This window comes from Lentzea albidocapillata (assembly GCF_000719115.1).
GTDB lineage: Bacteria > Actinomycetota > Actinomycetes > Mycobacteriales > Pseudonocardiaceae > Lentzea > Lentzea albidocapillata.
The window spans coordinates 45,388-68,173 of record NZ_JOEA01000025.1 but is presented as its reverse complement, the minus strand read 5'-3'; the positions used below and the strand labels follow the sequence as shown (position 1 = coordinate 68,173).

Annotated in this window: 21 protein-coding genes and 1 pseudogene; 14 read left to right on the top strand and 8 right to left on the bottom strand. The window is 69.0% G+C overall.

The window, feature by feature from the left end:
• Positions 1–87: 87 nt before the first annotated feature.
• The gene (locus IG04_RS0135320; RefSeq protein ID WP_030481088.1) at positions 88–1,269 is read right to left on the bottom strand and encodes a cytochrome P450; all 1,182 of its coding nucleotides are present in this window, start codon (positions 1,267–1,269) and stop codon (positions 88–90) included.
• A gap of 90 nt (positions 1,270–1,359) precedes the next feature.
• Here IG04_RS0135320 and IG04_RS0135315 point away from each other — a divergent pair, with 90 nt between their 5' ends.
• Both IG04_RS0135315 and IG04_RS0135310 read left to right on the top strand, forming a co-directional pair.
• Complete coding sequence (locus tag IG04_RS0135315) at positions 1,360–1,935, top strand: TetR/AcrR family transcriptional regulator (RefSeq protein ID WP_245816452.1); 576 nt, start codon at positions 1,360–1,362, stop codon at positions 1,933–1,935.
• Positions 1,936–1,978: 43 nt separating this feature from the next.
• Positions 1,979–2,602, top strand: coding sequence for a class I SAM-dependent methyltransferase (locus IG04_RS0135310; RefSeq protein ID WP_030481086.1), 624 nt, complete (start codon positions 1,979–1,981; stop codon positions 2,600–2,602).
• On the opposite strand, the gene IG04_RS0135305 is transcribed toward IG04_RS0135310, so the two are convergent.
• From IG04_RS0135305 to IG04_RS0135290, 4 genes are all read right to left on the bottom strand, one after another.
• Positions 2,592–3,776, bottom strand: coding sequence for an RNA polymerase sigma factor (locus tag IG04_RS0135305; protein WP_030481085.1), 1,185 nt, complete (start codon positions 3,774–3,776; stop codon positions 2,592–2,594). The genes IG04_RS0135310 and IG04_RS0135305 overlap by 11 nt on opposite strands.
• Positions 3,773–4,114, bottom strand: a complete 342-nt coding sequence (locus tag IG04_RS0135300) for a YciI family protein (RefSeq protein ID WP_030481084.1) — start codon at positions 4,112–4,114, stop codon at positions 3,773–3,775. Before IG04_RS0135300 ends, IG04_RS0135305 begins: the two co-directional genes overlap by 4 nt.
• A 66-nt stretch (positions 4,115–4,180) precedes the next feature.
• Positions 4,181–5,392 carry an MFS transporter gene (locus IG04_RS0135295; protein ID WP_245816453.1) on the bottom strand — a complete coding sequence of 404 codons (1,212 nt, stop codon included), beginning with the start codon at positions 5,390–5,392 and terminating at the stop codon, positions 4,181–4,183.
• A gap of 12 nt (positions 5,393–5,404) precedes the next feature.
• Positions 5,405–6,058 carry an ArsR/SmtB family transcription factor gene (locus IG04_RS0135290; RefSeq protein ID WP_030481082.1) on the bottom strand — a complete coding sequence of 218 codons (654 nt, stop codon included), beginning with the start codon at positions 6,056–6,058 and terminating at the stop codon, positions 5,405–5,407.
• Between the two features lie 60 nt (positions 6,059–6,118).
• On the opposite strand from IG04_RS0135290, the gene IG04_RS0135285 reads away from it, so the two are divergent.
• From IG04_RS0135285 to IG04_RS0135260, 6 genes are all read left to right on the top strand, one after another.
• A complete protein-coding gene (locus IG04_RS0135285; RefSeq protein WP_245816454.1) occupies positions 6,119–7,462 on the top strand; it encodes an MBL fold metallo-hydrolase in 1,344 nt (447 codons plus the stop codon).
• Positions 7,459–8,697, top strand: coding sequence for an MFS transporter (locus tag IG04_RS0135280; RefSeq protein ID WP_030481080.1), 1,239 nt, complete (start codon positions 7,459–7,461; stop codon positions 8,695–8,697). The genes IG04_RS0135285 and IG04_RS0135280 overlap by 4 nt, the downstream gene beginning before the upstream one ends.
• A complete protein-coding gene (locus tag IG04_RS0135275; RefSeq protein ID WP_030481079.1) occupies positions 8,694–9,842 on the top strand; it encodes a cysteine desulfurase family protein in 1,149 nt (382 codons plus the stop codon). Before IG04_RS0135280 ends, IG04_RS0135275 begins: the two co-directional genes overlap by 4 nt.
• Before the next feature lie 324 nt (positions 9,843–10,166).
• A complete protein-coding gene (locus IG04_RS0135270) occupies positions 10,167–10,613 on the top strand; it encodes a hypothetical protein (RefSeq protein ID WP_144065529.1) in 447 nt (148 codons plus the stop codon).
• A gap of 220 nt (positions 10,614–10,833) precedes the next feature.
• Positions 10,834–11,481, top strand: coding sequence for a dihydrofolate reductase family protein (locus tag IG04_RS0135265; protein ID WP_030481077.1), 648 nt, complete (start codon positions 10,834–10,836; stop codon positions 11,479–11,481).
• 187 nt (positions 11,482–11,668) lie between these two features.
• Positions 11,669–13,702: an NACHT domain-containing protein gene (locus tag IG04_RS0135260; protein WP_159460493.1), complete on the top strand. Its 2,034-nt coding sequence runs from the start codon at positions 11,669–11,671 to the stop codon at positions 13,700–13,702.
• Between the two features lie 115 nt (positions 13,703–13,817).
• On the opposite strand, the pseudogene IG04_RS43270 reads toward IG04_RS0135260, so the two are convergent.
• Positions 13,818–14,693, bottom strand: a pseudogene (locus IG04_RS43270) (helix-turn-helix transcriptional regulator).
• Between the two features lie 127 nt (positions 14,694–14,820).
• Here IG04_RS43270 and IG04_RS0135250 point away from each other — a divergent pair.
• The 4 genes from IG04_RS0135250 to IG04_RS0135235 all read left to right on the top strand — a co-directional run bounded on the left by IG04_RS0135250 (position 14,821) and on the right by IG04_RS0135235 (position 19,210).
• Positions 14,821–15,672, top strand: a complete 852-nt coding sequence (locus IG04_RS0135250; protein WP_030481075.1) for an SDR family oxidoreductase — start codon at positions 14,821–14,823, stop codon at positions 15,670–15,672.
• A 112-nt stretch (positions 15,673–15,784) separates the two neighbouring features.
• Positions 15,785–16,396, top strand: a complete 612-nt coding sequence (locus IG04_RS43265; RefSeq protein WP_211257872.1) for a type 1 glutamine amidotransferase domain-containing protein — start codon at positions 15,785–15,787, stop codon at positions 16,394–16,396.
• Position 16,397: 1 nt separating this feature from the next.
• On the top strand, positions 16,398–17,858 hold the full coding sequence (locus IG04_RS0135240; RefSeq protein WP_030481074.1) for an NAD-dependent succinate-semialdehyde dehydrogenase: 1,461 nt from the start codon (positions 16,398–16,400) through the stop codon (positions 17,856–17,858).
• On the top strand, positions 17,858–19,210 hold the full coding sequence (locus IG04_RS0135235; protein WP_030481073.1) for a class-II fumarase/aspartase family protein: 1,353 nt from the start codon (positions 17,858–17,860) through the stop codon (positions 19,208–19,210). The genes IG04_RS0135240 and IG04_RS0135235 overlap by 1 nt, the downstream gene beginning before the upstream one ends.
• A 282-nt stretch (positions 19,211–19,492) precedes the next feature.
• Here the strand turns inward: IG04_RS0135235 and IG04_RS44520 are convergent, their stop codons facing one another.
• Together IG04_RS44520 and IG04_RS0135220 are read right to left on the bottom strand one after the other, a co-directional pair.
• Positions 19,493–20,104 (bottom strand): class I SAM-dependent methyltransferase, encoded by a 612-nt coding sequence (locus tag IG04_RS44520; protein WP_030481071.1) that lies wholly within the window; start codon positions 20,102–20,104, stop codon positions 19,493–19,495.
• Positions 20,091–21,584, bottom strand: coding sequence for an MFS transporter (locus tag IG04_RS0135220; protein WP_051771337.1), 1,494 nt, complete (start codon positions 21,582–21,584; stop codon positions 20,091–20,093). Before IG04_RS0135220 ends, IG04_RS44520 begins: the two co-directional genes overlap by 14 nt.
• A gap of 351 nt (positions 21,585–21,935) precedes the next feature.
• Between IG04_RS0135220 and IG04_RS0135215 the strand changes: the two genes are divergently transcribed.
• Positions 21,936–22,271, top strand: a complete 336-nt coding sequence (locus tag IG04_RS0135215) for a hypothetical protein (RefSeq protein WP_030481069.1) — start codon at positions 21,936–21,938, stop codon at positions 22,269–22,271.
• On the top strand, positions 22,268–22,708 hold the full coding sequence (locus tag IG04_RS0135210) for a MerR family transcriptional regulator (protein ID WP_030481068.1): 441 nt from the start codon (positions 22,268–22,270) through the stop codon (positions 22,706–22,708). The genes IG04_RS0135215 and IG04_RS0135210 overlap by 4 nt, the downstream gene beginning before the upstream one ends.
• The last annotated feature ends 78 nt before the right edge of the window (positions 22,709–22,786 follow it).

The window sequence follows — 22,786 nt, the reverse complement described above, 5'->3', positions numbered from 1 at the left end:
GGCGCATCCGCCTTGGACGAATGGAAACTCCCGTGCAGAGCCTGCTCGCCATCGGCCAGGCGACGTGGGAGCGCACCCGGTGGGAGGTCAGCGGTCCCACGTCACCGGGAGTGCGGTGAGTCCACCGGTCAGCACGTCTTTCCGGACCGTCAGGTTCTCGGCCGAAGCGGCCAGGCGCATGGTGGGGAAGCGCGGGATCAGTTGGGAGAACACGGCTTGCAGTTCCATACGGGCCAGAGGTGCGCCGATGCAGTAGCGAAGGCCATGCCCGAACGTGAGGTGGGCGGCAGCCTTGCGGGTGATGTCAACTCGGTCGGGCTCGGCGAAGACGGCCGGGTCGTGGTTTGCGGCACCGTTGTCGAGCAGGACGAGGTCGCCGGCGCTGATCCTGACGCCGTCGATCTCCATGTCGGTGCGGGCGTAGCGGGGGATCCCGCCGCCACCCTTGCCGGGCGCCCGAAGGATTTCTTCGACGGCGTTCGGGATGAGGCCGGGGTCGTCGCGCAGGGCGTTCCACTGATCGGGGTTGGCCAGCAGGAGCAGCGCGCCCATGCCGATCTGGACCACGGTCGTCTCGTGGCCGGCGAACAGCAGTGCCATGGAGAGCATGGCGGCTTCCTCTGTGGAGACGCCGTCGGTCACGCACAGGCGTGAGATCACGTCGTCGCCCGGCTCTTGCCGCTTGGTCTCGACAAGGCGCATGCCGTAGCCGAACAGGTTGCCGAGACCTTGTTCGGAAATGCTGCGGTCGTTGATGTTCGCGGCGGCCTCGGTCCACGCGCGGAACTGGTCGCGGTCGTCGTAGGGCACGCCGAGCAGCTCGCAGATCACGAGGATCGGCAGCGGGACCGCGACCGCGGCGTGCAGATCGGCTGGAGTTGCTGAGATGGTCAGTTGATCGAGCAGTTGCGCGGTCAGTGCGTCGATGCGGGGACGCAGTGCGCGCATGTGTTTGGGGGAGAAGTGCGGTTGCAGCAGTGCGCGCATGCGGGCGTGGTCGGCCCGCTCGGTGACGAAGTCTCCCAGCGGGCCGCCGAACAGGGCGGATTCGCCGGTGCGTGCCGCGTTCTGCGGGTCGGGGTGGGATCTGCCGAGCCGGTCGTCGCCGAGTAGCTCGCGCACGTGGGCGTAGTCGGTGACCAGCCACGCGTCGTGGCCCACCGCGGTGCGGATCCGGTGGACCGCGCCCTGGGACTGAAGTACGCGCAGTTGCGGAGGAACCTGCAGCGGCTGGGGCTGCTCGAACGGCAGTTGAGCAGGAGAAACCATGACGTGCGCCCCTTGTTCAGGTCATCTTGTATAAGTTGACTTAAACAAAGCTACTTGTTTAGTCTGCTCTAAACAAGTGGAGGTGCAGTGGTGGCGGGTCCTCAGAACGTGCGGCGCATGCCGCGTGCTCAGCGGCGCGAGCAGATCCTGGACGCCGCGACCCGCGCGTTCGCCCGTACCGGATACGTGGCGACCGGACTCGACGGAGTGACAGCCGAAGCCGGGGTCACCTCTGTGTTGTTGTACCGGCACTTCGACTCGAAAGCCGACCTGTACAGAGCTGTGCTCGACAGGGCGTGTGCCCGGCTCGAGGCGACGGTCGGCTCCGGTGACTTCGACGAGGGCAGTATCTCCGCTCTGCTGCGCGCTGCCGCCGAAGATCCGGACGGGTTCCGGTTGCTGTTCCGCCATGCCGTGCGCGAACCGGAGTTCCGTGACGTGGTGGACGGAATGCAGGCGATGTCGGCGGAGGTCACGCGACGCGAGCTCGCGGCGGTGATCCCGGAGGGTCCGTGGCTGGACTGGGCTGTGCAGATCGTGCCGACGGCCACCCTGGAGTCCGTGATCGCCTGGCTCGACGCCGGTCAACCCGACCCGGATCGAGCCGCCGACCGCATCGCCCTGGTGGTGCACAGCGCAATTCAGGCGGCTCGCGGTGTTGACTGACCAAGTCGGTCATTTGCCCGCACGATCCTGAAGGGACATCGACATGAGCAAGAAGCTCGACACCGAAGGCCTCCGTGACGTGTGGGACCGCTACGCGCCGCGCTACGACCGTGACATCGGGTTCTTCGAACGCATCCAGTTCAGCGGCGGCCGTGAGTGGGTGTGCCCGCAGGCGACCGGTGACGTGCTGGAGGTGGCGATCGGTACCGGCCTCAACTTCCCGCATTACCCGGCGGACGTCAGGCTGACCGGGTTGGACCTCAGTCCGGCCATGCTGGGCATCGCCCGAACCCGCGCGACCGAACTCGGGCGTGAAGTCGAGTTGCACGAGGGAGACGCACAGGCGTTGCCGTTCCGGGACGAGTCGTTCGACACCGTGGTCTGCACACTCGGCCTGTGCGGTGTCCCGGACGAGCGTGCGGCGATCGCCGAGATGCATCGCGTGTTGAAGCCTGGTGGGAAGTTGCTGTTGCTCGACCACGTCGGCAGCCACCACCGCGTCGTCCACTTCGTACAGTCGCTGCTGGAGAAGCTGAGCGTGCGGATGTGCGGCGACTACCAGACCCGGCGGCCGTTGCCGTTGGTGGAGCAGGCCGGGTTCGTGGTGCAGCGGCAGGAACGGCTCAAGCTCGGCATGGTCGAACGGGTGGCCGCGGTCAAGGCCTGAGCCGCTGTTCCAGCAGTGCCTGCTCCGCGGGGTTGGCGGTCAGCTCCAACGCGCGCTGATCTGCCTCGCGTGCCTCGTCGCCGCGGCCGAGGTCGCGGAGTAGTTCGGCGCGCGTGGCGTGGTAGAGGTGGTAGCGGTCCAGGCCGAGGGAATCCAGCTCGGCCAACGCTTTCTCCGCCCCGGCGACGTACCGGAGCGCGATCGCGCGGTGCAGCCGGGTCACCGGGGACGGCGCGAGGCACAGCAGCATGTCGTAGAGGATCACGATCTGCGGCCAGTCGGTGTCCTCCCAGGACTTCGCCTCCGCGTGGCACGCGACGATCGCCGCCTGGAGCTGATACGGGCCTGGTCGGCGATGGCGGGCAGCGCGGGTCAGCACCTCCACGGCCTCGCCGATCATCTGCTGGTCCCACCGTGACCGGTCCTGATCCTGCAGCTGCACCAGGTTGCCGCCGGGGGAGAAGCGGGCCTCTGCGCGGGCGCGGTGCAGTCGGATCAGGGCGAGCAGGCCGGCGATCTCGGGCTCGCGCGGCATCAGCCCGTGCAGCAACGAGGCGAGCCAGTCGGCGTCGGCCACGAGGTCGTGTGACTGCACGCGGTCCGCGCTGCTGGACAGGTAGCCCTCGTTGAACATCAGGTAGACCACGTGCAGCACCTGGGCGAGCCGCTCGCCGAGCTCCTCGGGTGCGGGGATCCGATAGGGGATGCCCGCGTCGGTGATCTTGCGCTTGGCGCGGGTGAGTCGTTGCGCCACGGTGGTTTCCGGCACGAGGAACGCGCGGGCGATCTGCGCGGTGGTCAGTCCGCACACCACGCGCAGCGTCAGTGCGATCTGTGCCTCGCGGGACAATGCGGGGTGGCAGCAGGTGAAGATCAGCCGCAGCCGGTCGTCCGGTTCTGGCTGCACGGGCCACTGCAGCTGGGCGAGCTTCTCGCGGTAGCGGGCCTGGCGGCGCAGCACGTCCAGCCCGCGGTTCTTGGCGACGGTGAGCAGCCACGCGTCCGGCCGGTCCGGAACGCCTTCGACCGGCCAGCGGCGTAGTGCCGTCTCCACCGCGTCGGCGACGAGGTCCTCGGCGGCGGAGAAGTCACCCAGCAGCGACACCAGGGACGCGGCCAGCCGGCCCGCGTGCTCACGCACCACGCGGGCCAGCACGGCGTCGGGTGAGGTCACATCAAGACCGGTCGGATTTCCACCAACGGGCAGGCTGGCCAGGTCCTGGCCATCCGCAGCGCCTCGTCGAGGTCGGCGACCTCGACCTCGACGTAGCCGCTGACCACTTCCTTGCCCTCGATGAACGGGCCGTCGGTGACGATCGGCTCGCCGTTCTCCAGCCGCACGGTGGTCGCGGTCTCCGGGCCGGCCAGTTTGCGGTTGTGCGTGATCTTGTCCGCGTGCTCGGCCATCCACTGCTGGACCTTGGCGAAGCCCGCGTCGCGCTCGGACTGGTCCATCGCCTCCCAGTCCTTCTCCCACTGTTCGGTCTCGCAGAACATCAGCACGTACTTCATGCTCGACACCTCCTGACCAGAAGACGACCGGCACCGAGCGTGCCACGACATCGACCGGCCAGAAAGTCAGACCCTGAGCCGGGGACGGACGACGACCAGCGGCACGAGAGCGAGCGCGATGATGCCGCCCGCGAACGACAAGGCGGGGTAGCTGCTGCTCGCGACGACGAAGCCGGAGGCCATGCCACCGGTCGCACCGGCTACGGCGATGGCCATGTCGATGCGGCCCTGCACGGTGGCGCGGGTTTCGAGCGGCACGGCGTCGGTGATGAGCGCGGAACCGCTGACCAGCCCGAGGTTCCAGCCGAGACCGAGCAGTCCGAGCGCGAGGGTGAGCAGCGGAGTCGACTCGGCCGGGGCGAACCCGGCGACCAGGCCGGCCGCGAGCAGCGTGACGCCGGAGGCGGCGATCACGGGCAGCCTGCCGATCCGGTCCACGAGCCAGCCGCTGAGCGGTGAGGGCAGGAACATGCCGGCCACGTGGACGGCGATGACGAACCCGGTGGCCGCTAGGCCGTGACCGTGCAAGCGCATGTGCACCGGGGTCATGGTCATGATCGCGATCATCACCAGCTGGATGACCACCATGGTGGTCGTGCCGATCAGCAGCAGCCGCGCGTCGCCGCGGGAGTCACGGCTGGCCACAGGGGCCGCGGGTAGGGACCTGGCGGTGAGAAGCGGGTCGGGACGAAGCAGTGCCCACAGCACGATGGCGGCCGCGGTGTAGGCGAAGACCGCGAGGATGAACGGGCCGGCGAGCGCCGGGACGTGCCAGCTCGTGGCCAGTTCGCCGGTCGCCGTGACGAGGTTGGGTCCGAGCACCGCGCCGAGCGTGGTGGCGACGAGGACCGTGCTCACCGCGCTGCCTCGGCGTTGCGGGGCGGCGAGGTCGGCGCCGGCGTAGCGCGCTTGGAGGTTGGTCGCGCTGCCCGCGCCGTAGACGAACAACGCGACGAACAGCAGCACGGCGTTGTCGGTGGCGGCAGCGATGACGACGCCGAGCGCGCCCACCGCACCGGCGAGGTAACCGCCCGCGAGACCGGCGCGTCTGCCGCGCAGGCCGGAGACGCGGGCGATCAGCAGGGCCGCGAGGGCGGAGCCGATGGTGAACAGGGCCGCGGGTAAGCCTGCCGCGCTGGTGGCGCCGAGCATGTCCTGGGCGAGCAGCGCGCCGACGGTGATGCCCGCGGCCAGGCCGGCGCCGCTGAGGACCTGGGCTGCGACGAGCACCGTCAGGATGCGTCTTTGGGCAGGGTGACGTGTGATCAGGGTGTTCACGGTGTCCATTCCTCAGACCGCGACGGGGAGTTCGGCGAGGCGCCACTCGAGCATGCCGTCGGCAAGGCGCCGGGCAGTTCGTCCCTGCGCGGTGAGCAGGCGGACGGCGTCGTGGGAGAGCACGCAGTAGGCGCCGCGGCAGTACGCCACGATCTCCTGGCCGGCCGGAAGCTCGGCCAGCCGGTCCGCCAGTTCGTCCAGCGGAACGGACACGGCGCCGGGGATGTGCCCGGCGGCGTACTCCTCGGCGGGCCGCACGTCGATCACCGTCGCGCGTCCCGACCGGACGCGTTCGAGGAGCTCCTCGCGGCTGACTGCTTCCGTGTCGTCGCCGAGGTAGGCCTCACGCGCGGTGCGGACGTCCGGCAGCCGGTCGTCCGCGACGGTGCGCAGCAGCGCGAACAGCGCGGCGACGTCGTCTCCTGCCAGCCGGTAGAAGATCTTCGTGCCTTCGCGCCGGGTGACCACGAGGTTGGCCTGCTTGAGGGTCTGCAGATGCGCCGACGCGGTGGTCAGCCCCAGCTCCGCCGACTTCGCGAGCGCGTCGACCGTGCGCTCGCCCTGAGCGATCAGGTCGAGCAGTTCCAGTCGCTTGCCGCTCGCGAGGGCCTTGCCGACCCGAGCGAACTGGTCGAACAACGCGTTCTTGGCATCCCGGTCGCCCATGGTTCTCCAATCATCCTTGGAATAGTGTAGAACACTGGATGTGGGAAGGAGACGATGGCCATGCCTGAGGTAGTCCCGCTGGTCGACGAGGGACTGGGGAACTCCGCGTATCTGGTCGATCTGGGTGACGGCCGGGCGCTGGTGGTCGACGTGAGCCTCGATCTGAGGGACGTCGGCAGCGCCGCCCAGCGACGTGGCCTGCGCGTGGCGTTCGCCGCCGACACCCACCTGCACGCCGACTTCCTGTCCGGCGCTCGTCAGCTTTCCGCGACCGAGGACACCCGCGTGCTCGCCTCCGCGGCCGGGCATCGCGAGTTCGCGCACTACGGGCTGCGCGACGGCGACGAGGTCGACCTCGGCGGCTTACGCCTGCGGGCGTTAGGGACCCCCGGCCACACCGACGAGCACCTGTCGTTCCTGCTGCTCGACGGCGACCGTCCGCTCGGGGTGTTCACCGGTGGCTCGCTGATCGTGGGCGCCGCCGCCCGCACCGACCTCGTCTCACCCGACCGGACCGAGGACCTCGCCCGCGCCCAGTACGCGTCGCTGCGCAGGCTCGTCGAGCTGCCCGACGACGTGGCCGTCTGGCCCACGCATGGCGCCGGATCCTTCTGCTCCGCCCCGCCTGGCGCGGACCGCACCAGCACGATCGGCCGGGAGAAGGCGACGAACCCGTTGCTGCGTACGGCTGACGAGGACGCGTTCGTGAAGGAGCTGCTCGGCTCGCTGGGCAGCTATCCGCCGTACTTCCGCCGGCTCGGCGAGATCAACCGCCAGGGCGTTCTGGTGGGAACGCCTGAGCTGCCGCCGCTGGAGGTCGGTGCGGTGCGGCGGCTTCTGGCCGACGGCGCGCGATTGATCGACGTCCGGCCGGTCGACGAGTTCGCCGCCGCGCACGTGCCTGGCGCGCTGTCGATTCCGCTGCGGGCGGTGTTCGCATCGTGGCTCGGCTGGCTGGCGCCGCACGACCGGCCGCTGGTCGTGGTACGCGGCGCCGGCCAGGACCCGGCGGAGATCGTCTGGCAGGCCGCCAAGATCGGCTACCTCGACCTCAGCGAGCTTCACGGAGGCATGGACGCGTGGACCACCGCGGAACTTCCCACCGCCACAACCAGGTTGGTGGGCCCGGACGAGGTGAGCGGGCCGGTGCTGGACATCCGGCAGGCGGGCGAGTTCACCTCCGGACATCTACCGGGCGCGCAGCACGTCGAACTCGGCGACCTGCGCAGCCGCGTGGACGAGGTGCCTCAGGAACCGCTGATCGTGATGTGTGGACACGGCGAACGTGCCATGGGCGCCGCCAGCCTCCTCGAACAGGCGGGACACCGCGACGTCGCCGTACTCACCGGCGGACCTCAGGACTGGGCCGACGCGACCGGCGGACGCCTGGAGAGCGGCAGATGAGCCTCCGACTCGGCCTGCGCGCCAACCTCGCCCAGTTCAGCCTGCTCATCGCGGTCAACGCACTGGTCGGCGGCGTGCTCGGGCAGGAACGTGCGGTGCTGCCGCTGCTGGCCAAGGACGAGTTCGGCCTGACCGGCTACACGTTCGTGCTCACCTACGTGGTCGCCTTCGGTCTGACCAAAGCCGCCACCAACTACTTCGCGGGCACCTGGTCCGACCGCTTCGGCCGCCGCCCGGTGCTGCTGGCCGGTTGGCTGGCCGCGATCCCCGTGCCACTGATGCTGATCTGGGCGCCGTCGTGGAGCTGGGTGATCGCCGCGAACGTGCTGCTCGGCGTGAACCAGGGCCTGACCTGGTCCACCACCGTGATCATGAAGATCGACCTGGCCGGGCCGTCCCGCCGCGGCCTCGCGATGGGCCTCAACGAAGCCGCCGGCTACATCGCCGTCGCGGTCACCGCGCTCGCCACCGGCTACCTCGCCGCCCGCTACGGACTGCGCCCGGCACCGTTCCTGCTCGGACTGTCCTATGTGGTCCTCGGTATCGGGTTGACCGTGTTCGCCGTGCGGGAGACCCGAGAACACGCACGGCTCGAAGCGACACAGCACCCCGCTGCCGCTGAGGGCATGCCGAGTGAGCGGGAGATCTTCACTCGCACGAGCCTGCGGGAGCCTGCGCTGTCGGCGGCGAGCCAGGCCGGGATGGTGAACAACCTCAACGACGGCCTGGCGTGGGGCCTGTTCCCGATCCTGTTCGCCACCGCCGGGTTGTCGGTCGCCAAGATCGGTGTCCTGGCCGCCGTCTACCCGGCGGTGTGGGGTCTGGGGCAGCTGGTCACCGGTCCGCTGTCTGACCGCTGGGGCCGCAAACACCTGATCACCGGTGGGATGCTCGTTCAGGCCGCCGCGCTCGCACTCGTGGCGGTCGCGAACACCTTCGCGGTGTGGCTGGTCGCGGCCGTGCTGCTGGGCGCGGGTACCGCGATGGTCTACCCGACCTTGCTGGCGACGATCGGCGACGTCGCGCACCCGGCGTGGCGCGCGCGAGCCGTCGGCGTCTACCGGCTCTGGCGCGACGGCGGTTTCGCGGTGGGCGCCCTGCTCGGCGGCATCGTCGCCGACCTCTGGGGCCTGCGCGCCGCGGTGTGGGTGGTCGCCGCGCTTACTACATTGTCTGGAATCGTGGTCGCCGTGCGCATGTACGAAACCCACTCCAACAGGAAGGTCAGCGCGTGACCGTCCCACGTGGACTTCTCGACGGACCGATCTACCTCGACTACAACGCCACCACGCCGATCGACCCGGCGGTGACCGAATCGATGCTGCCGTATCTGACCGCGGAGTTCGGCAACCCGTCCAGCACCCACCACTACGGCCGCGAGTCCCGCATCGCGCTGGATCACGCCCGCGATCAGGTCGCTGCGCTACTCGGCACCTCAGCTGAGCGGATCGTGTTCACCGGATCCGGCTCCGAGGCCGACAACCTCGCCATCCGCGGCACCGTGCTGGCCTCCGGCGTGGGCCGGCCGCACGTGATCACCCAGCCCACCGAGCATCCCGCTGTGCTCCAGGCCTGCGAGGCGTTGCGCCGCTGGCACAACGCGGAGGTGACGTTCCTGCCCGTCGACAGCGACGGCCTTGTCGACCCGGCCGATCTCGCTGCGGCGATCACCCCGCACACCGTGCTGGCGTCCGTGATGGCGGCGAACAACGAAACCGGTGCCCTGCAACCCATCGACGAACTGGCCCGGGTCTCCCGCGAGTACGGCGTGGTGTTCCACACCGATGCCGCCCAGGCGATCGGCAAGATCCCGTTCGACGCGACCGAGCTTGATCTAGTGACGGTGGTGGGGCACAAGATTTACGCCCCCAAGGGAATCGGCGCCCTGTGCATCTGGCCCGGCGTACCGCTGGAACCGCTGGTGTACGGCGGAGGCCAGGAACACGGCCTGCGCGCGGGCACCGAGAACGTCGCCCTCGCCGCCGCACTGGGCGCTGCGGCCGAACTCGCCGCGACAGACCTCGCGACCGGTGGCCACGACCGCATCCGCGCATTGCGAGACCGTCTGCATCACCTGCTCGCCACCGCGTTGCCGGGCCGCGTCCACCTCAACGGACCGGAGACGGCGCGGCTGCCCAACACTCTCAACATCAGCATCGACGGCGTTGCCGGGCACGAACTTCTCGCCGCCACACCGCAGATCGCCGCCTCCACCGGATCGGCCTGCCACAGCGGACATCACCAACCGTCACCCGTGCTCACCGCCATGGGCATGGACGCCGGACGAGGTCTGGGCGCACTGCGGCTGTCGTTGGGCCGCTGGACCACAACCGAGGACGTCGACCTCGCCGCACACCACATCGTCGCCGCAACCATCTGACGAAGGGCGCGGGCGAGGCCGGCTGCGCCCTTCGTCACGGTGACTCAGATACCTGGGCCGACGCCCACCGGGGCCATCGAGCCGGCAAGCGGTTGGGTCGCCATCGGTCCGTCATCGAACGGGCCCCGGAATGGTTCCCGGTTCCGGCGGCCGGCACGCCGCTACGAACGCAAGGCTGCCCACTTCACGGCATTCGCCCAGCCGGCGTGCGCGGTCACCGCCCCAATCCAGCTTCCGGCGGTTGGCTGGGCACCGACCGGATCTTGGACGGCGATCCCTTCTTCGTTCGCAGCATCCTCGCTGGCCCGTGAGTAAAGGATCACGATGTCGAGTCTTGTTACGGCGCTTGAGGACACCATCGTGGTCGAGTACGGCCAGTTCGTCGTACAAGAGATCAGCATGCTGCGCAGTCCGCTGGCCCTGCCGGACCCCGTGGGCGATTGGGTCGCCGTCGGCGGCCCCGGCGGCCTGCTGCTGCACAGCGCCGCCACCGACCATTACCCACTGGTGCGACTCGAACTCTGGAACGACGCCCCGTCCACCGCCTCCGGCTACTGGGATCACGTGCTGGAGTTGACCTGCGATGTGCAGTCCGCGGTCCGCCTCCAGTCCGTCACCGCGGAGCATTCCGACCACACGCTGTCGATCGAGCAGCCAGGCGCCCACCACGCCCGCGTCCACGTCGGCAACCGAGATGAGGCCGCCGAACTGGATGAGGGAACCCTCGAATCCGGCATCGAACGCTGGCTCATCCAGCTGTGGCCGGCCTAGCCCGCCATCGAAGCGCCACGTCCACCACAACGGCGGCCACCAAGGCCACACCCGCTCCGGCCAGGATCACGATCACCGTCTGGCCAGGAATCCCCGGCGGGTCACAGCTTCTGTCCCCATCGTGCCCCTAATCGCGAGCACAAGTAGCCAAGCAGCTGCGCGTCGACGCGTCAGCAGCCCGCACACCTTTCCGTACTTGGTGGGCGCTACCTTCGCGACTATGCCGACAGAGATGCGCACCCCTGCGGGCCGCCCCTACGTCGTCGCTCACGTCGCCGTCGCCCTGGACGGGGCCACGACCGGATTCGAGCCGGATGTCGGCCGGTTCTACGAACTCGCGGCGACCTGGAGGGAGGACGTCACGTTGACGGGGGCCGACACGATTCTCGCGCAGGAAGAGGTTCTGGCTGCCGCCGCCCGCCCTGGTCCGGCCGAGGACGGACCGCTGCTGGCCGTTGTCGACGGACGAGGACGTGTCCGGCAGTGGGAGGTGCTGCGCGAGGTCGGGCACTGGTCGGACGTCCTCGCGCTGCACGCCGAGGCGACCCCGCCACGGCCGGATGATCGATCTGTACCGGAGTTGGTGGTCGGTACCGAGCGCGTCGATCTCGCCGCGGCGCTCAACGAACTCGGCAAACGGGACGGTGTGGAGGTCGTGCGCGTGGACAGTGGCGGTGCGCTGATCGGTGCACTGCTCAGCGCGGGGCTGCTGGACGAGATAAGCCTGCTCATCCACCCCTGTCTGCCCGATGCGAGCACCGATCGGTTCTGGCACGGACATGCGCCGACAGCCACCCGGTTCGACCTGATCGCGAGCCAAACCCTTGAGGGCCGTCTGATGTGGCTCCGCTACCGGCCCGTGATGTAGTGGCGCCCCGCACGAACTCCATCGTCGAACGCTGTGGATGCAGTTTCGGCACGCACAACGTCGAGCGGGGAACCACGGCGAGCTCCCAGGAGGCAATAGCCGAGCTCGTCCGGTCCAACGTAACGGCCGCGGCCGCCAATACGAGGGCAAGGTGACGAAGCATGGTGACCAGGTCGCTGGAGGGCAGATGCGGCGTTATCTAGCGATCGCTGCAAGCGCGGTCATCGCCGCTCTTCTTCTTCCCGTCACGGTCAACGTCGCCACCAGTTCGCTGCCTGGGGCGTGGCAGCCCTACCTCTGGGTTGCCTGGCCCGTCTCAGCGCTGCTCGCCGTCGTCCTTGTTGTTCAGCAGGTTCGACGTGAGACGGCCGGTACCCAGGACGGGCTTGTGCTGGCGCGGGCGGCCGCCGCACTCGCCGCAGGAGTCCGCCAGCAGTGGCAGGCGGAACTGGAGCTGCAGGACCTGGTCGGCCAGGCGCTCATGCCGGTGCTCTGGTCCACTGGCGACATACCGGGCGATCTCAACGGCATTGGGGAACTCGCCACCGGACGCCGGGGACGGCTGGTGGTGTTGGGTCCGCCGGGTGCCGGCAAGACCGTGCTGGCCATGGTTCTCACGCTCGACCTGCTTGAGCGACGCGCTCCCCACGATCCCGTTCCGGTACTGCTTCCGATCGCAAGATGGGACCCGGCCGAGCACCTGCACGACTGGATCGTCCGGCGGCTCGTCGAGGATCACACCGGCCTCACCGAGGAGATGGCCACGCACCTGGTCGCCGCTGGGCTCGTGCTGCCGGTACTCGACGGGTTGGACGAGCTGTCCGCCGAGGCCAGGGTGCCGGCCGTGATCAGCATCGACCGACTCGCCGGACCGGTGGTACTTACCTCGCGTGGCGACCAGTACCGGGACGCGCTGGCGATCGCGGGACGCGTCCTCGGCGACGCGCGGGAGGTGGTACTCGGCGCAGCGGAAGCCGATACCCTGATCAACTACGTGACGTGTGGCGCGCCGGATGACCCGCGCTGGCGGCCGGTCGCCGCACACATGTGCGCGGCGCCGACCGGCCCGCTCGCGGCCTCACTGGCCAGCCCGTTGCTGGCTTGGCTCGCGAGGACGACGTACCGGGACCCCCGCACCGACCCGGCGGAGCTGCTCGACCTGGCCGCTCCCGCAGCGATCGAGCGTCACCTGCTGGCGTCGTTCGTCGACACGCGCTATCGCACCGATCACCCGCGCAGGCCGACGCCTGGACTGCGGCGCGGGAAACCGCCGACGTACGAACCGGCCATGGCACGCGAGTGGCTGGGCACCGTCGCCCGCTACCTCGAACTGCGCCGCACCGATGGCTTCGTCTGGTGGCGTCTCCGGGACACGTTGCCGCGTTGGGTGCTGCCGTTGCTGTGCGGCGGCATCGGGGGCATTGGCGGCCTGGTAGGCGGGTTCGTCGCCTCACCTGGGAATCCGTGGGTCGTGGCTGGTGGCGCCGTGTGGGCGGCAGCCCTTGGCGCGTGGAACGCCTCCCGCGCTGGGCGCGGATCGACGCCGTTCGTCGTGGCTGGGCGTCCTGGGGGCACGGCACCGACCCTGCGGTCGATGTGGATCGTGTTCTATCAGGTGGTCCGGACCGGTGTGGCGCTCGGACTGGTCGTGGCGACGATCTCGACGATGTGGCTTGGCTGGGCCGGTTTTCTTGAGCTCTTCGCCGCAATAGCGGCTCTCACAGTGGCCATCGCGATCCTCTACAGCGTGCACGAAGGCTTGGACAAGCGGTTGGCGCCGGTCGGCGCCGTCCGGGCAGCGAGCCCCCGCACGTCCTTACGCGCCATCGGGTACGCGGACCTGCTGTCCACCGTCGGCGTCGGCCTCTTCATCCTGTGCCTGTCGATGGCGGTCGTTGTGATCCTCTCACCGCTGGCGCCCACCGGGAGTGAACAGATCGGCGTCGACCGCGGATTGCGGCTCGGTGCAGGACTCCTCATCGCGCTGAGTGCAGCCATGGTCGGCCAGAGCGACTGGTTCGCCTTCGCGGTCGTCAAGATCCAGTTCGCCTTGCACGGGATCCTTCCCTGTCGACTCATGCGGTTCCTCGACGACGCACACTCCCGAGGCGTCCTGCGGCAGGTGGGTACCTCCTACGAGTTCCGGCATGCCCGCCTCCGCGCCGTACTGGCCGAGCCGCCAGGTCACGGCCCTAGGGTCGGCGCCGGCCAGGATGTCTGACAAGGTGTGGCATCACGACGGGATTGCCTGGCGCACAACGGTTATCTCGTTTCACGTTCGCGGAACACGTCGCCGACGGTGCGTACCGCTTCACCACAGCCGGACACGCTCTGGTTCAGGCCTCTGGTTCGGATCGGCTCAGTCGCGTGCCGGGACTCGACGCCGTCCAGCTGGCGAGGATGTCCATGGCCTGCCTCGACGGCGAGCCGGGCGCGGTGGTGTAGAGATAGAGCATCGTGTCCGGATCGCCTGGCAGTACCAAGGATTCGTAGTCGACCGTGAGTTCGCCGACGAGCGGGTGGCGCAGCCGCTTGGAGCCGTAGGTGCGCTGGTGGACGCGGTGTTGTTCCCACCACTTGTCGAAGTCGGGGCTGCGTTCGCGGAGTTCGGCGACGAGGGCGTTCGTGGCGGCGTCGGAGGGGTCCCTGCCGATCTCGAACCGCAGGCTCTCCACGGCGGCGCGGGCCTGGTCGTGTCAGTCGGCGAACAGTGAGCGCGCGTCCTCGTTGAGGAAGATCCAGCGCGCGTAGTTGCGCTCTTTCGGCGGGATCTTGTCGAAGTCCGCGAACAGCGCCTTCGCCATCCGGTTCGCCGCGAGCACGTCGGTGCGGCGGCCGAGCACCAGCGCCGGTTCTCCGTCGAGCGCGTCGATGAGCTGGTAGAGACCGGGACGCACGCGCTGCACGCTGCGGGATTTGGTCGGGCTGGAGGGCAGCCCGATCAGGTCCCGCAGGTGGGTGCGCCCCGCCTCGTCGAGTTCGAGTGCGCGGCCGATGGCCTCGACGACGGCCGGGGAGGGGTTGATGCGCCTGCCTTGCTCGAGCCGGGCGTAGTAGTCCGTGGACACGCCGGCGAGCAGGGCGACCTCTTCGCGGCGCAGACCCTTTACCCGGCGGACCCTGCCGTCGGAGGGCAGGCCGGCCCGGGACGGGTCGACGTGGTCGCGTGCACGGCGCAGGAAGTCGGCGAGTTCACGGTTGAGACCGGTCATGACACCGAATTGTCGTCGACGATCCGGATTTCCGAGTGGACCTGTCAGTCCTAGGTTCGCGAGTCCGAGGTCGTACAGGGCCCGAGATGCGTCCCAAAAGGACCTTTCGCTGCACCAGGCTTGTGCCATGACCTTCCCCACTGATCGTCCCGCCACCTGGTTCGTCACCGGCACTTCCCGCGGCCTCGGCCTCGAACTCGTCGAGCAGCTTCTCGAGCGAGGCGACAACGTCGTCGCGACGACCCGCTCGACGGACCGCCTCCTCCAGGCGCTGGACGCCGACACCACCCGGCTGCTGGCGCTCGCCGTCGACCTCCGCGACGAAGCGGCCGTCGCCGAGGCTGTCCGGAAGGCGACCGAACGCTTCGGCGGCCTTGACGTCGTCGTCAACAACGCCGGCTACGGCTACCTCGCCGCGGTGGAGGAGACCACTGACCGCGACGTGCGCGAGATGCTCGACCTGCAGGTCGTCGGCGTGTGGAACGTGCTGCGCGCCACCCTGCCGATCCTGCGCGAGCAGCGCGGCGGCCACGTCGTCAACGTGTCCTCGGTGCTCGGCCTCACCTCGGTGCCGGGGTGGGGGCTCTACTGCGCCGGCAAGTACGCGCTGGAGGGCTTGACCGAGGCCCTCGCGGGTGAGGTCGCCCAGTTCGGCGTGAAGGTCACCATCGTCGAGCCCGGCTACTTCCGCACCGACTTCCTCACCACGGATTCGCTCGCGTTGCCCGGCGACACCACCGCGGCCTACCCGGAGATCCGCGAGATGGTCGAGAACCACCTGAAGCTGCAGGGCAATCAGCCTGGCGACCCGGTCAGGGGCGCCCAGCTGATGATCGAGCGCGTCGTGTCCGGCGAGGGCCCGTTGCGCCAGATCCTCGGCTCGGACTCCCACGCCTACGCCACGGCCAAGGTCCAGGCACTGCAGGCGAACCTCGACGCCGCCGCCCAGACCGCGTCCGCGAGCGACTTCCCCGCCTGACCCGTCTTCGAGAGGAACCACAGATGAGCAAGATCCTGATCGTCATGTCCGCCGCCGACGTCTGGGAGCGCACCGACGGCTCCGCCTACCCGACGGGTACTGGGCGGAGGAGTTGGCAGCGCCGCACGAGAAGTTCACCGAGGCGGGCTTCACCGTCGACTTCGCCTCTCCCGGCGGCGTGCTCCAGCCGCTCGACGCGCACAGCGCCGATCCGGAGATCGCAGGACCGGACTGCGCGCACCACGTCCAGCACGCCGAGCGCGCGCTGCGGGAGTTCGGCCCGCTGCTCAAGCTCGACGAGGTCGACATCGCCGACTATGTCGCCGTCGTGCTCCCCGGCGGCCACGGTCCCGTGGTGGACCTCTACCAGGACCCCGGCCTCGGCAAGCTGCTCACGGAGGCGGACGCGGCCGGGAAGGTCATCGGTGCGGTCTGCCACGGACCCGCCGGACTGCTCTCCGCGATCGACGCCGAGGGCAGGTGGGTGTTCGCGGGCCGGCGGATGGCGGCGTTCACCGACGAGGAGGAGGAGCTGTTCGGCACCGCCGACAACGCGCCGTGGCTACTGGCCGCCACGCTGAAGGACAAAGGCGCGTTGCACTCGGGCGGACCGGCCTACCAGGCCTGCACCGTCCGGGACCGCAATCTCTTCACCGGCCAGAACCCCGCGTCGAGTGTACCGATGGCCGAGGAGATCGTCGCGGCCCTGACCGAGGAGAAGTGACGTGATCGACCAGGTCGAGAAGGGGCTGCTCATCGCCGGGCGGTGGCGCCCGGCCGCGGAGGGTGAGACCTTCGTGGTCGAGAACCCGGCCACCGGCCAGGCGCTGTGCGAGGTGGCCGACGCAACGCCGGCCGACGCCCTGGCAGCACTCGACGCAGCCGATGCCGCACAGCGTCGTTGGGCCGCAGTGCCCCCGCGCGGCCGTGGCGACGTCCTGCGCAGGGCGCACGACCTGCTGATCGAGCGCATCGACGAGTTCGCGCGGCTCATCACCCTGGAGATGGGCAAGTCGCTGGCCGAGTCCAGGGCCGAGGTCACCTACGGAGCCCGCTACCTGCGCTGGTTCGGCGAGGAGGCCGTCCGGATCGACGGCACCTGGAAGGTCAGTGAGGACGGCACCGCCCGTGTGCTGGTCACCCGTCAACCGGTCGGGCCCTGCCTGCTGATCACGCCGTGGAACGCCCCGCTGGCGATGCCCGCGCGCAAGATCGGCCCGGCCATCGCGGCGGGCTGCACGATGGTCGTGAAGCCCGCCGCGCAGACACCGCTGACGACCGCGGCGCTGGCGGAGGTGCTCAGGGAGGCCGGACTTCCGGACGGTGTCCTCAACGTCATCCCGACCACGCGGGCGGCCGCCGTCACCGAACCGCTGTTGCGCGACGGACGCCTGCGCAAGCTGTCGTTCACCGGATCCACGCCGGTGGGGCGGCTGCTGATGGCCCAGGCGGCGGGCACCGTCCTGCGCACCTCGATGGAGCTGGGCGGCAACGCGCCGTTCATCGTCTGCCAGGACGCTGACGTCGACGCCGCGGTGGAAGGGGCGATGACCGCCAAGTTGCGCAACATGGGGGAAGCCTGCATCGCCGCCAACCGTTTCTTGGTCCACGCCGACGTAGCGGAGGACTTCAGCCAGAAGCTCGTCGTGCGCATGGGCTCGATCACCGTGGGCGACGGGACCGACCCCGAAGTCGACATGGGGCCGTTGGTCGACGAGCGTCAACGACGCCGTGTCGCTGACCTGGTCGACGAGACAGTCGCATCCGGCGCACGCCTGCGCGCCGGGGGAGTGGTTCCCAGCGGACCGGGCTACTTCTATCCGCCCACCGTCCTCACCGAAGTCCCCGCAGTCGCGAGGATCACCCAAGAGGAGATCTTCGGTCCTGTCGCCGCGATCCGGGTGTTCACCAGCGAGGCCGAAGCGCTCCGCGAGGCCAACAACACCGAGTTCGGCCTCGTGAGCTACCTGTACACCCAGGACCTGAAGCGGGCCTTGCACATGACCGAGGAGCTCGAGACCGGAATGATCGGTCTCAACCGCGGCTACGTGTCCGACCCCAGCGCCCCGTTCGGCGGGATGAAGCAGTCCGGAGTCGGGCGAGAGGGTGGCAACACGGGCATCGACGAGTACCTGGAGCAGAAGTACGTCGCGATCGACGCCGGTGCGGCACTGGAGCGTGCCTGATGTCCGCCAGCACGGTCTTCGACTCGTTCCTGTTCCGCGACATGTTCGGGACACCGGCGATGCGGGCCGTGTTCAGCGATGAGTCCTTTGTGGATTCTGTGGTGCGCACGGAGGTCGCCTTGGCGGCGGCGCAGGCGCGTGTCGGTGTGATCCCTCACGAGGCGGCGGAATCGATTGCGGACACGTGCCTGCCGGAGCAACTCGACCGCGAGCGACTCCGGCGAGATACCGGCAACGTCGGCTATCCCGTGATGCCGATCGTCACGCAGCTCGCCGAGCAGTGCGGAGACGCCGGCGGCTACCTGCACTGGGGCGCCACCACCCAGGACATCATGGACACCGCCGTGGTGTTGCAGTGCGCCGACGCGCTTGGGCTGGTAAACGAGGAGCTCGACCGTCTCCGGCACTGTCTGCGAGAACTTGCCGCAGAACACGTCGACACCGTCACGGCAGGCCGTACGCACCTGCAGCACGCGCTGCCCATTACCTTCGGCTACCGCGTCGCGGTGTGGCTCTCCGCGCTCGACCGCCACGCCGATCGTCTTGCCGCTGTGCGCAGACGAGACCTGATGGTGCAGTTCGGTGGAGCGGCGGGAACGCTGGCATCACTCGGTCCGGGTCCGGAAGGCCTGCGAGTGCGAGCGGAGCTGGCGGCGGAGCTGGGCCTGCGAGACCCGGAGATCACCTGGCACGTGGCCCGCGACGGTCTGGTGGAGATGGTCTGCCTTCTCGCCGCGATCGGCGGTTCGGTCGGCAAGATCGGCGCCGATGTGGCCGTTCTGTGCTCGACCGAGTTCGGGGAGCTGGCTGAGCCGTTCGTACCGGGGCGAGGTGCCAGCTCCACCATGCCGCAGAAGCGCAATCCCCTCTCCAGCGAGCTGATGGTCGCCGCCGCGAAACTGCTGCGGGACAAGGCATCGGCAATGCTCGACGCGATGATGCAGGACTTCGAGCGAGCAACGGGCCCATGGCACGTCGAGTGGGCGGTCGTCCCCGAAGCGTTCTTGCTGCTCTCGTCATCGCTGGCCCAGGCTTCGTACGCCATGGGCGGCGTGCGGGTGGACAAGGCCCGGATGCGTGCCAACCTCGACATCACCGGCGGGCTCATCATGGCGGAGGCGGTGATGATGGCGCTCGCACCGGTTCTCGGCCGCCAGCACGCCCACGAGCTCGTCTACGCCGCCTGCAGCCGCGTGATCGACACTCGAAGCGATCTCGCCACGGAACTCCGAGCCAGCCCGGTCGTCCTTGAGTATCTCGGTGCGGATCGGATCGACCAGCTCTGCGACCCCTCCGGTTACCTCGGCAGCGCACGTGCGATGACAGAGTCCGTCCTGCGCGGGAACGCGTAGCGCTTCAACCACTTCGGACGGTGAGGCCCTGAGGACAGTGAGAGCATCAGGGCCTTCCTCCGCGCGGCGACCAGGATGAAGATGCGGTTCCACGATATCCGGCACACCTCCGCGACGATCTGGCCCAGCGCGCGGTGCTGCTCCCTGCTTGCTCCCAGGGCGTGCTCCCAGTGGCGGCGTGCGCCGTCGCGGCCGCCAGGTCCCACCTGGTCCTGGCATGTCGTGGCGGTGTCTCCGGACTTGATCGTCAGCTCGAACGGACTCACAGTCGCCTGAATGCTGTCACTCAGCGAGCTTTCGGTAGATCAGGCGGATGTTCTGCGGGCCGGCCGAGGCGCGATGGCGTTCGAAGAGCTCGTCCAGCAGAGCGAGGACCGGCCGGCGGCGATGCCGGGTGAACACAGGGCGCCAGAGGAACAGGACGAGTTCCCCGCCCGGTCGAAGTACCCGGTGTGCCTCGCGAATCGCTGCCAGAGGGTCGGGCATCTCCTCGAGGCTGTAGCCGTAGAACAGGGTGTCGGCCTGGTCGTCGGCCAGCGGAAGCTTGCAGCCATCACCGGCCACATAGGACGTTCGCGCACCGGGCACGCCGTCCAGCCGGTGCCGCAGTGATCGCATGGCCGGCGGTGACGGGTCGAGGGCGATCAAAGTGTTCTCGCTGCCGAGGTGGGTTTTGAGTGCCGTGGTGTAGAAGCCGCCTCCGCTACCGACTTCCAGGCAGACCGTGCCGGGGCGGCGGTTGATCACGCGCAGGTCGTGGCGGGGCAGGTCCCATCCGAGGATCATGCGCAGCACCGGGCTGCTGATCAGCCGGTACAGGCGGTCGGGTGTGCGCCAGCCGCCGCTGACACCCGGCTGGGCCGGATGCGTCGTCTTGAGATCAAGCTCGGTCATCGTTGTGTGATTCCTTCGTTTTGGGCAGCGCACGTGCTGCGGCGATCGTGGCGAGCACGAACAGGACAGCACCGACCACCAGCGCGGCTCGCAGGCCTGTCACGAACGCGGCACGGGCTAATTCGAGCAGTTGAGAGCCTGCTTCGGGCGGTAGTCCGGCGGCAGCGGCAGTCGCCTCGGTAAGGCCGTCGCGCGCCTGTGCCGCCGCGCCGGGAAGGCTGGCCGAGTAGATCAGGGTGGCGACGCTGCCCAGAATCGTGACACCGAGCCCGGCTCCGAGTTCGTAGGCGGTCTCCTCGACAGCGGCCGCCGCGCCCGCCTGCTCGGCTGGTGCGGCGGCGAGCAAGGCGTCGGAGGCGGCGGTGAGCGAGATCGAGACACCGAATCCGGTCGCCGCCAGCACCGGCCCGAGCAGCCACAGATTCTCGGTCACCGTCAGGCCTGCCGCGGCGGCCGCCAGGGCCACCGCACTGACAGTGAACCCGGCGACCGTCAGCCGGCGATTTCCGAACCGCTGCAACAACGGCCCGGCGACGAGGCTGCCGATGACCGCCGAGGCCATGACGAACATCAGTCGCAACGCGGCGGGCATGGGCTGCAGTGCGAGCACGAGCTGGAGGTACTGGGCGAACAGCAGGCCCAGGCCGACCAACGAGGTCAGGACCAGCAGGACGCTGCCGACCGCGACGCTGAACGCGCGGTCGCGGAACAGCGCCACGTCGAGCAGCGGAACAGGCAGTTTTCGTTGCCGCCGGACGAATGCCACGAGCAACAGGCACCCGAGCAGCCCGGCAACCGGGCCGAGCACGTACATCGTCCCGCCGTGCGGGGTCTGCTTGATCGCGAAGGCAACCCCGATGATGCCCAGCGCGGCCAACATCGCGCTGAGTACGTCCCAGGGCCCGTCCGGTGGGTCCGCGGACTCCGGGATCAGCCAGTAGGTCAGCGGAATCGCCGCGACCATCACCGGCACGTTGATCAGGAACGCGGCGTTCCAGGAGAACGTCTCCACCAGGAAGCCACCGAGCAGTGGCCCGAGCACGGCCCCCGAACCGGCCACTCCACTCCAGATGCCGATGGCCGTCTGGCGTTCGGCACGGTCGGGAAACGCCTGGCGCAACAGCGACAGCGTGGCCGGCATGATCATCGCGCCGCCGACACCGAGCACGGCCCGCGCGGCGATCAGCACCGCAACGTTGGGTGCCCACGCGCAGGCGAGTGAGGCCAGCCCGAACACCACGTATCCGAGCACCAGAATCCGGCGCCGACCGTAACGATCGCCCAACGTGCCGAAGGCGAGCAGCAGGGGCGCCGCGACCAGCGAATAGACCGCGATGATCCACAGTTGACTGGTGGCGGTGGGCCGCAGGTCCTCCGACAGCGCGGGCAAGGCCATGTGCAGCACGGTTGCGTCCACGGACACCAGCAGCAGACTGGCGCACAAGATCGCCAGCACGAGCCAGCGCCTGCCCACCAGCACTCTGGGAGAAATGGTCACAACCGGTTGGCCTTACACAGATAGGGATGCACGGTTCTACTCTGGCCAATTCCGGTCCGTGACGCCTCATCCTTCAGGCGCTTGTGAATCATCCTGTAGTAGCAGAAGCGCAGGTCCGGCTGGCTAGGCCCACGTTAGCCGAAAGCCGGTTCCGGTCGCCGGGCATTGGTGATGAAACCCAACGAACGACTATCCACCGGTCTCCCATCTGTCCTCACGGGAGCCGAAATTGGTCTAAAAAGGTCTGTTGACCTGATCGGAGCACGAGAGGATGTGCGACTCAGCCAACCTTTACTTGCATCCGGTACCCAGGTACAGGCTTACCGTCGATGCATGAGCGCAGAACCTGAGCTTTGGGCCCCGCAAGCCTGCACGTTGCCCACCGCGGAACGTCCGCTGCGTGTCGCCGAGTTCGACGAGTTGTTCACGGAGGCAGTGCGTGAGGTCCGGCGCATCAACGCGACTTCCGTGTCGATGGACCTCACCCCGAGCCCTGAGGTGGCTGCGCGCGCGGCCGAACTCGTTGTCCGGGAGGCTGGCTGCTGTTCGTTCTTCACCTTTGGCTTGATCGCGACCGGCGGCAGCCTGTGCTTGGAAATCACCGTTCCAGAGCAGAACGCCGATGTGCTCAAGGCGCTTGCAGCACGGGCTGAAGGGGCGTCGGCATGACCGGGCTGCGCGCAGGGGAGGTTGCCGACGCCGCGGGCGTGAACCGGCAGACCCTGCGGTACTACGAGCGCGTCGGCCTGCTGACCGAGCCGGACCGGACGTTGGGCGGGCACCGGATGTATCCGCCGGAGACAGTGACCGTCATCCGGGTCATCAAGGCCGCCCAGCGACTCGGGTTCACTCTCGACGAGGTCGCCGAACTGCTCGATCTTGGCGCGCACCGGCATGGCAAGACCGGGTTGCAGGTGAGAGCGACCGCGAAGCTCGCCGAGGTCGAGGCCAAGATCGCGGACCTGGGAATCATCCGGGACACGCTGCGAGCGGCGGTGGCGGCGGGTTGCGACGACCTCATCGCCTGCTCGCACGTCCCGTCCTGTCCGTTGCCGTTCGCCGGTCTTGCGGAAGGGAAGGCCGCCGATGCCGGCTCCTCCCGCTAGGCAAGCCCGCCGCTTCGCCTGGCTCGCCGGCGCCGCTGCTCAGACGGCGAACCGTCGTGGCCGACGTGCGGCCCGATC

Bases quoted from the DNA above. Each gene is read 5' to 3' on its own strand.
- IG04_RS0135320 (WP_030481088.1), bottom strand. From the start codon at position 1,269: ATGGTTTCTCCTGCTCAACTGCCGTTCGAGCAGCCCCAGCCGCTGCAG.
- IG04_RS0135310 (WP_030481086.1), top strand. From the start codon at position 1,979: ATGAGCAAGAAGCTCGACACCGAAGGCCTCCGTGACGTGTGGGACCGC.
- IG04_RS0135300 (WP_030481084.1), bottom strand. From the start codon at position 4,114: ATGAAGTACGTGCTGATGTTCTGCGAGACCGAACAGTGGGAGAAGGAC.
- IG04_RS0135290 (WP_030481082.1), bottom strand. From the start codon at position 6,058: ATGGGCGACCGGGATGCCAAGAACGCGTTGTTCGACCAGTTCGCTCGG.
- IG04_RS0135285 (WP_245816454.1), top strand. From the start codon at position 6,119: ATGCCTGAGGTAGTCCCGCTGGTCGACGAGGGACTGGGGAACTCCGCG.
- IG04_RS0135280 (WP_030481080.1), top strand. From the start codon at position 7,459: ATGAGCCTCCGACTCGGCCTGCGCGCCAACCTCGCCCAGTTCAGCCTG.
- IG04_RS0135270 (WP_144065529.1), top strand. From the start codon at position 10,167: ATGTCGAGTCTTGTTACGGCGCTTGAGGACACCATCGTGGTCGAGTAC.
- IG04_RS0135265 (WP_030481077.1), top strand. From the start codon at position 10,834: ATGCCGACAGAGATGCGCACCCCTGCGGGCCGCCCCTACGTCGTCGCT.
- IG04_RS0135260 (WP_159460493.1), top strand. From the start codon at position 11,669: ATGCGGCGTTATCTAGCGATCGCTGCAAGCGCGGTCATCGCCGCTCTT.
- IG04_RS0135250 (WP_030481075.1), top strand. From the start codon at position 14,821: ATGACCTTCCCCACTGATCGTCCCGCCACCTGGTTCGTCACCGGCACT.
- IG04_RS0135235 (WP_030481073.1), top strand. From the start codon at position 17,858: ATGTCCGCCAGCACGGTCTTCGACTCGTTCCTGTTCCGCGACATGTTC.
- IG04_RS44520 (WP_030481071.1), bottom strand. From the start codon at position 20,104: ATGACCGAGCTTGATCTCAAGACGACGCATCCGGCCCAGCCGGGTGTC.
- IG04_RS0135215 (WP_030481069.1), top strand. From the start codon at position 21,936: ATGAGCGCAGAACCTGAGCTTTGGGCCCCGCAAGCCTGCACGTTGCCC.
- IG04_RS0135210 (WP_030481068.1), top strand. From the start codon at position 22,268: ATGACCGGGCTGCGCGCAGGGGAGGTTGCCGACGCCGCGGGCGTGAAC.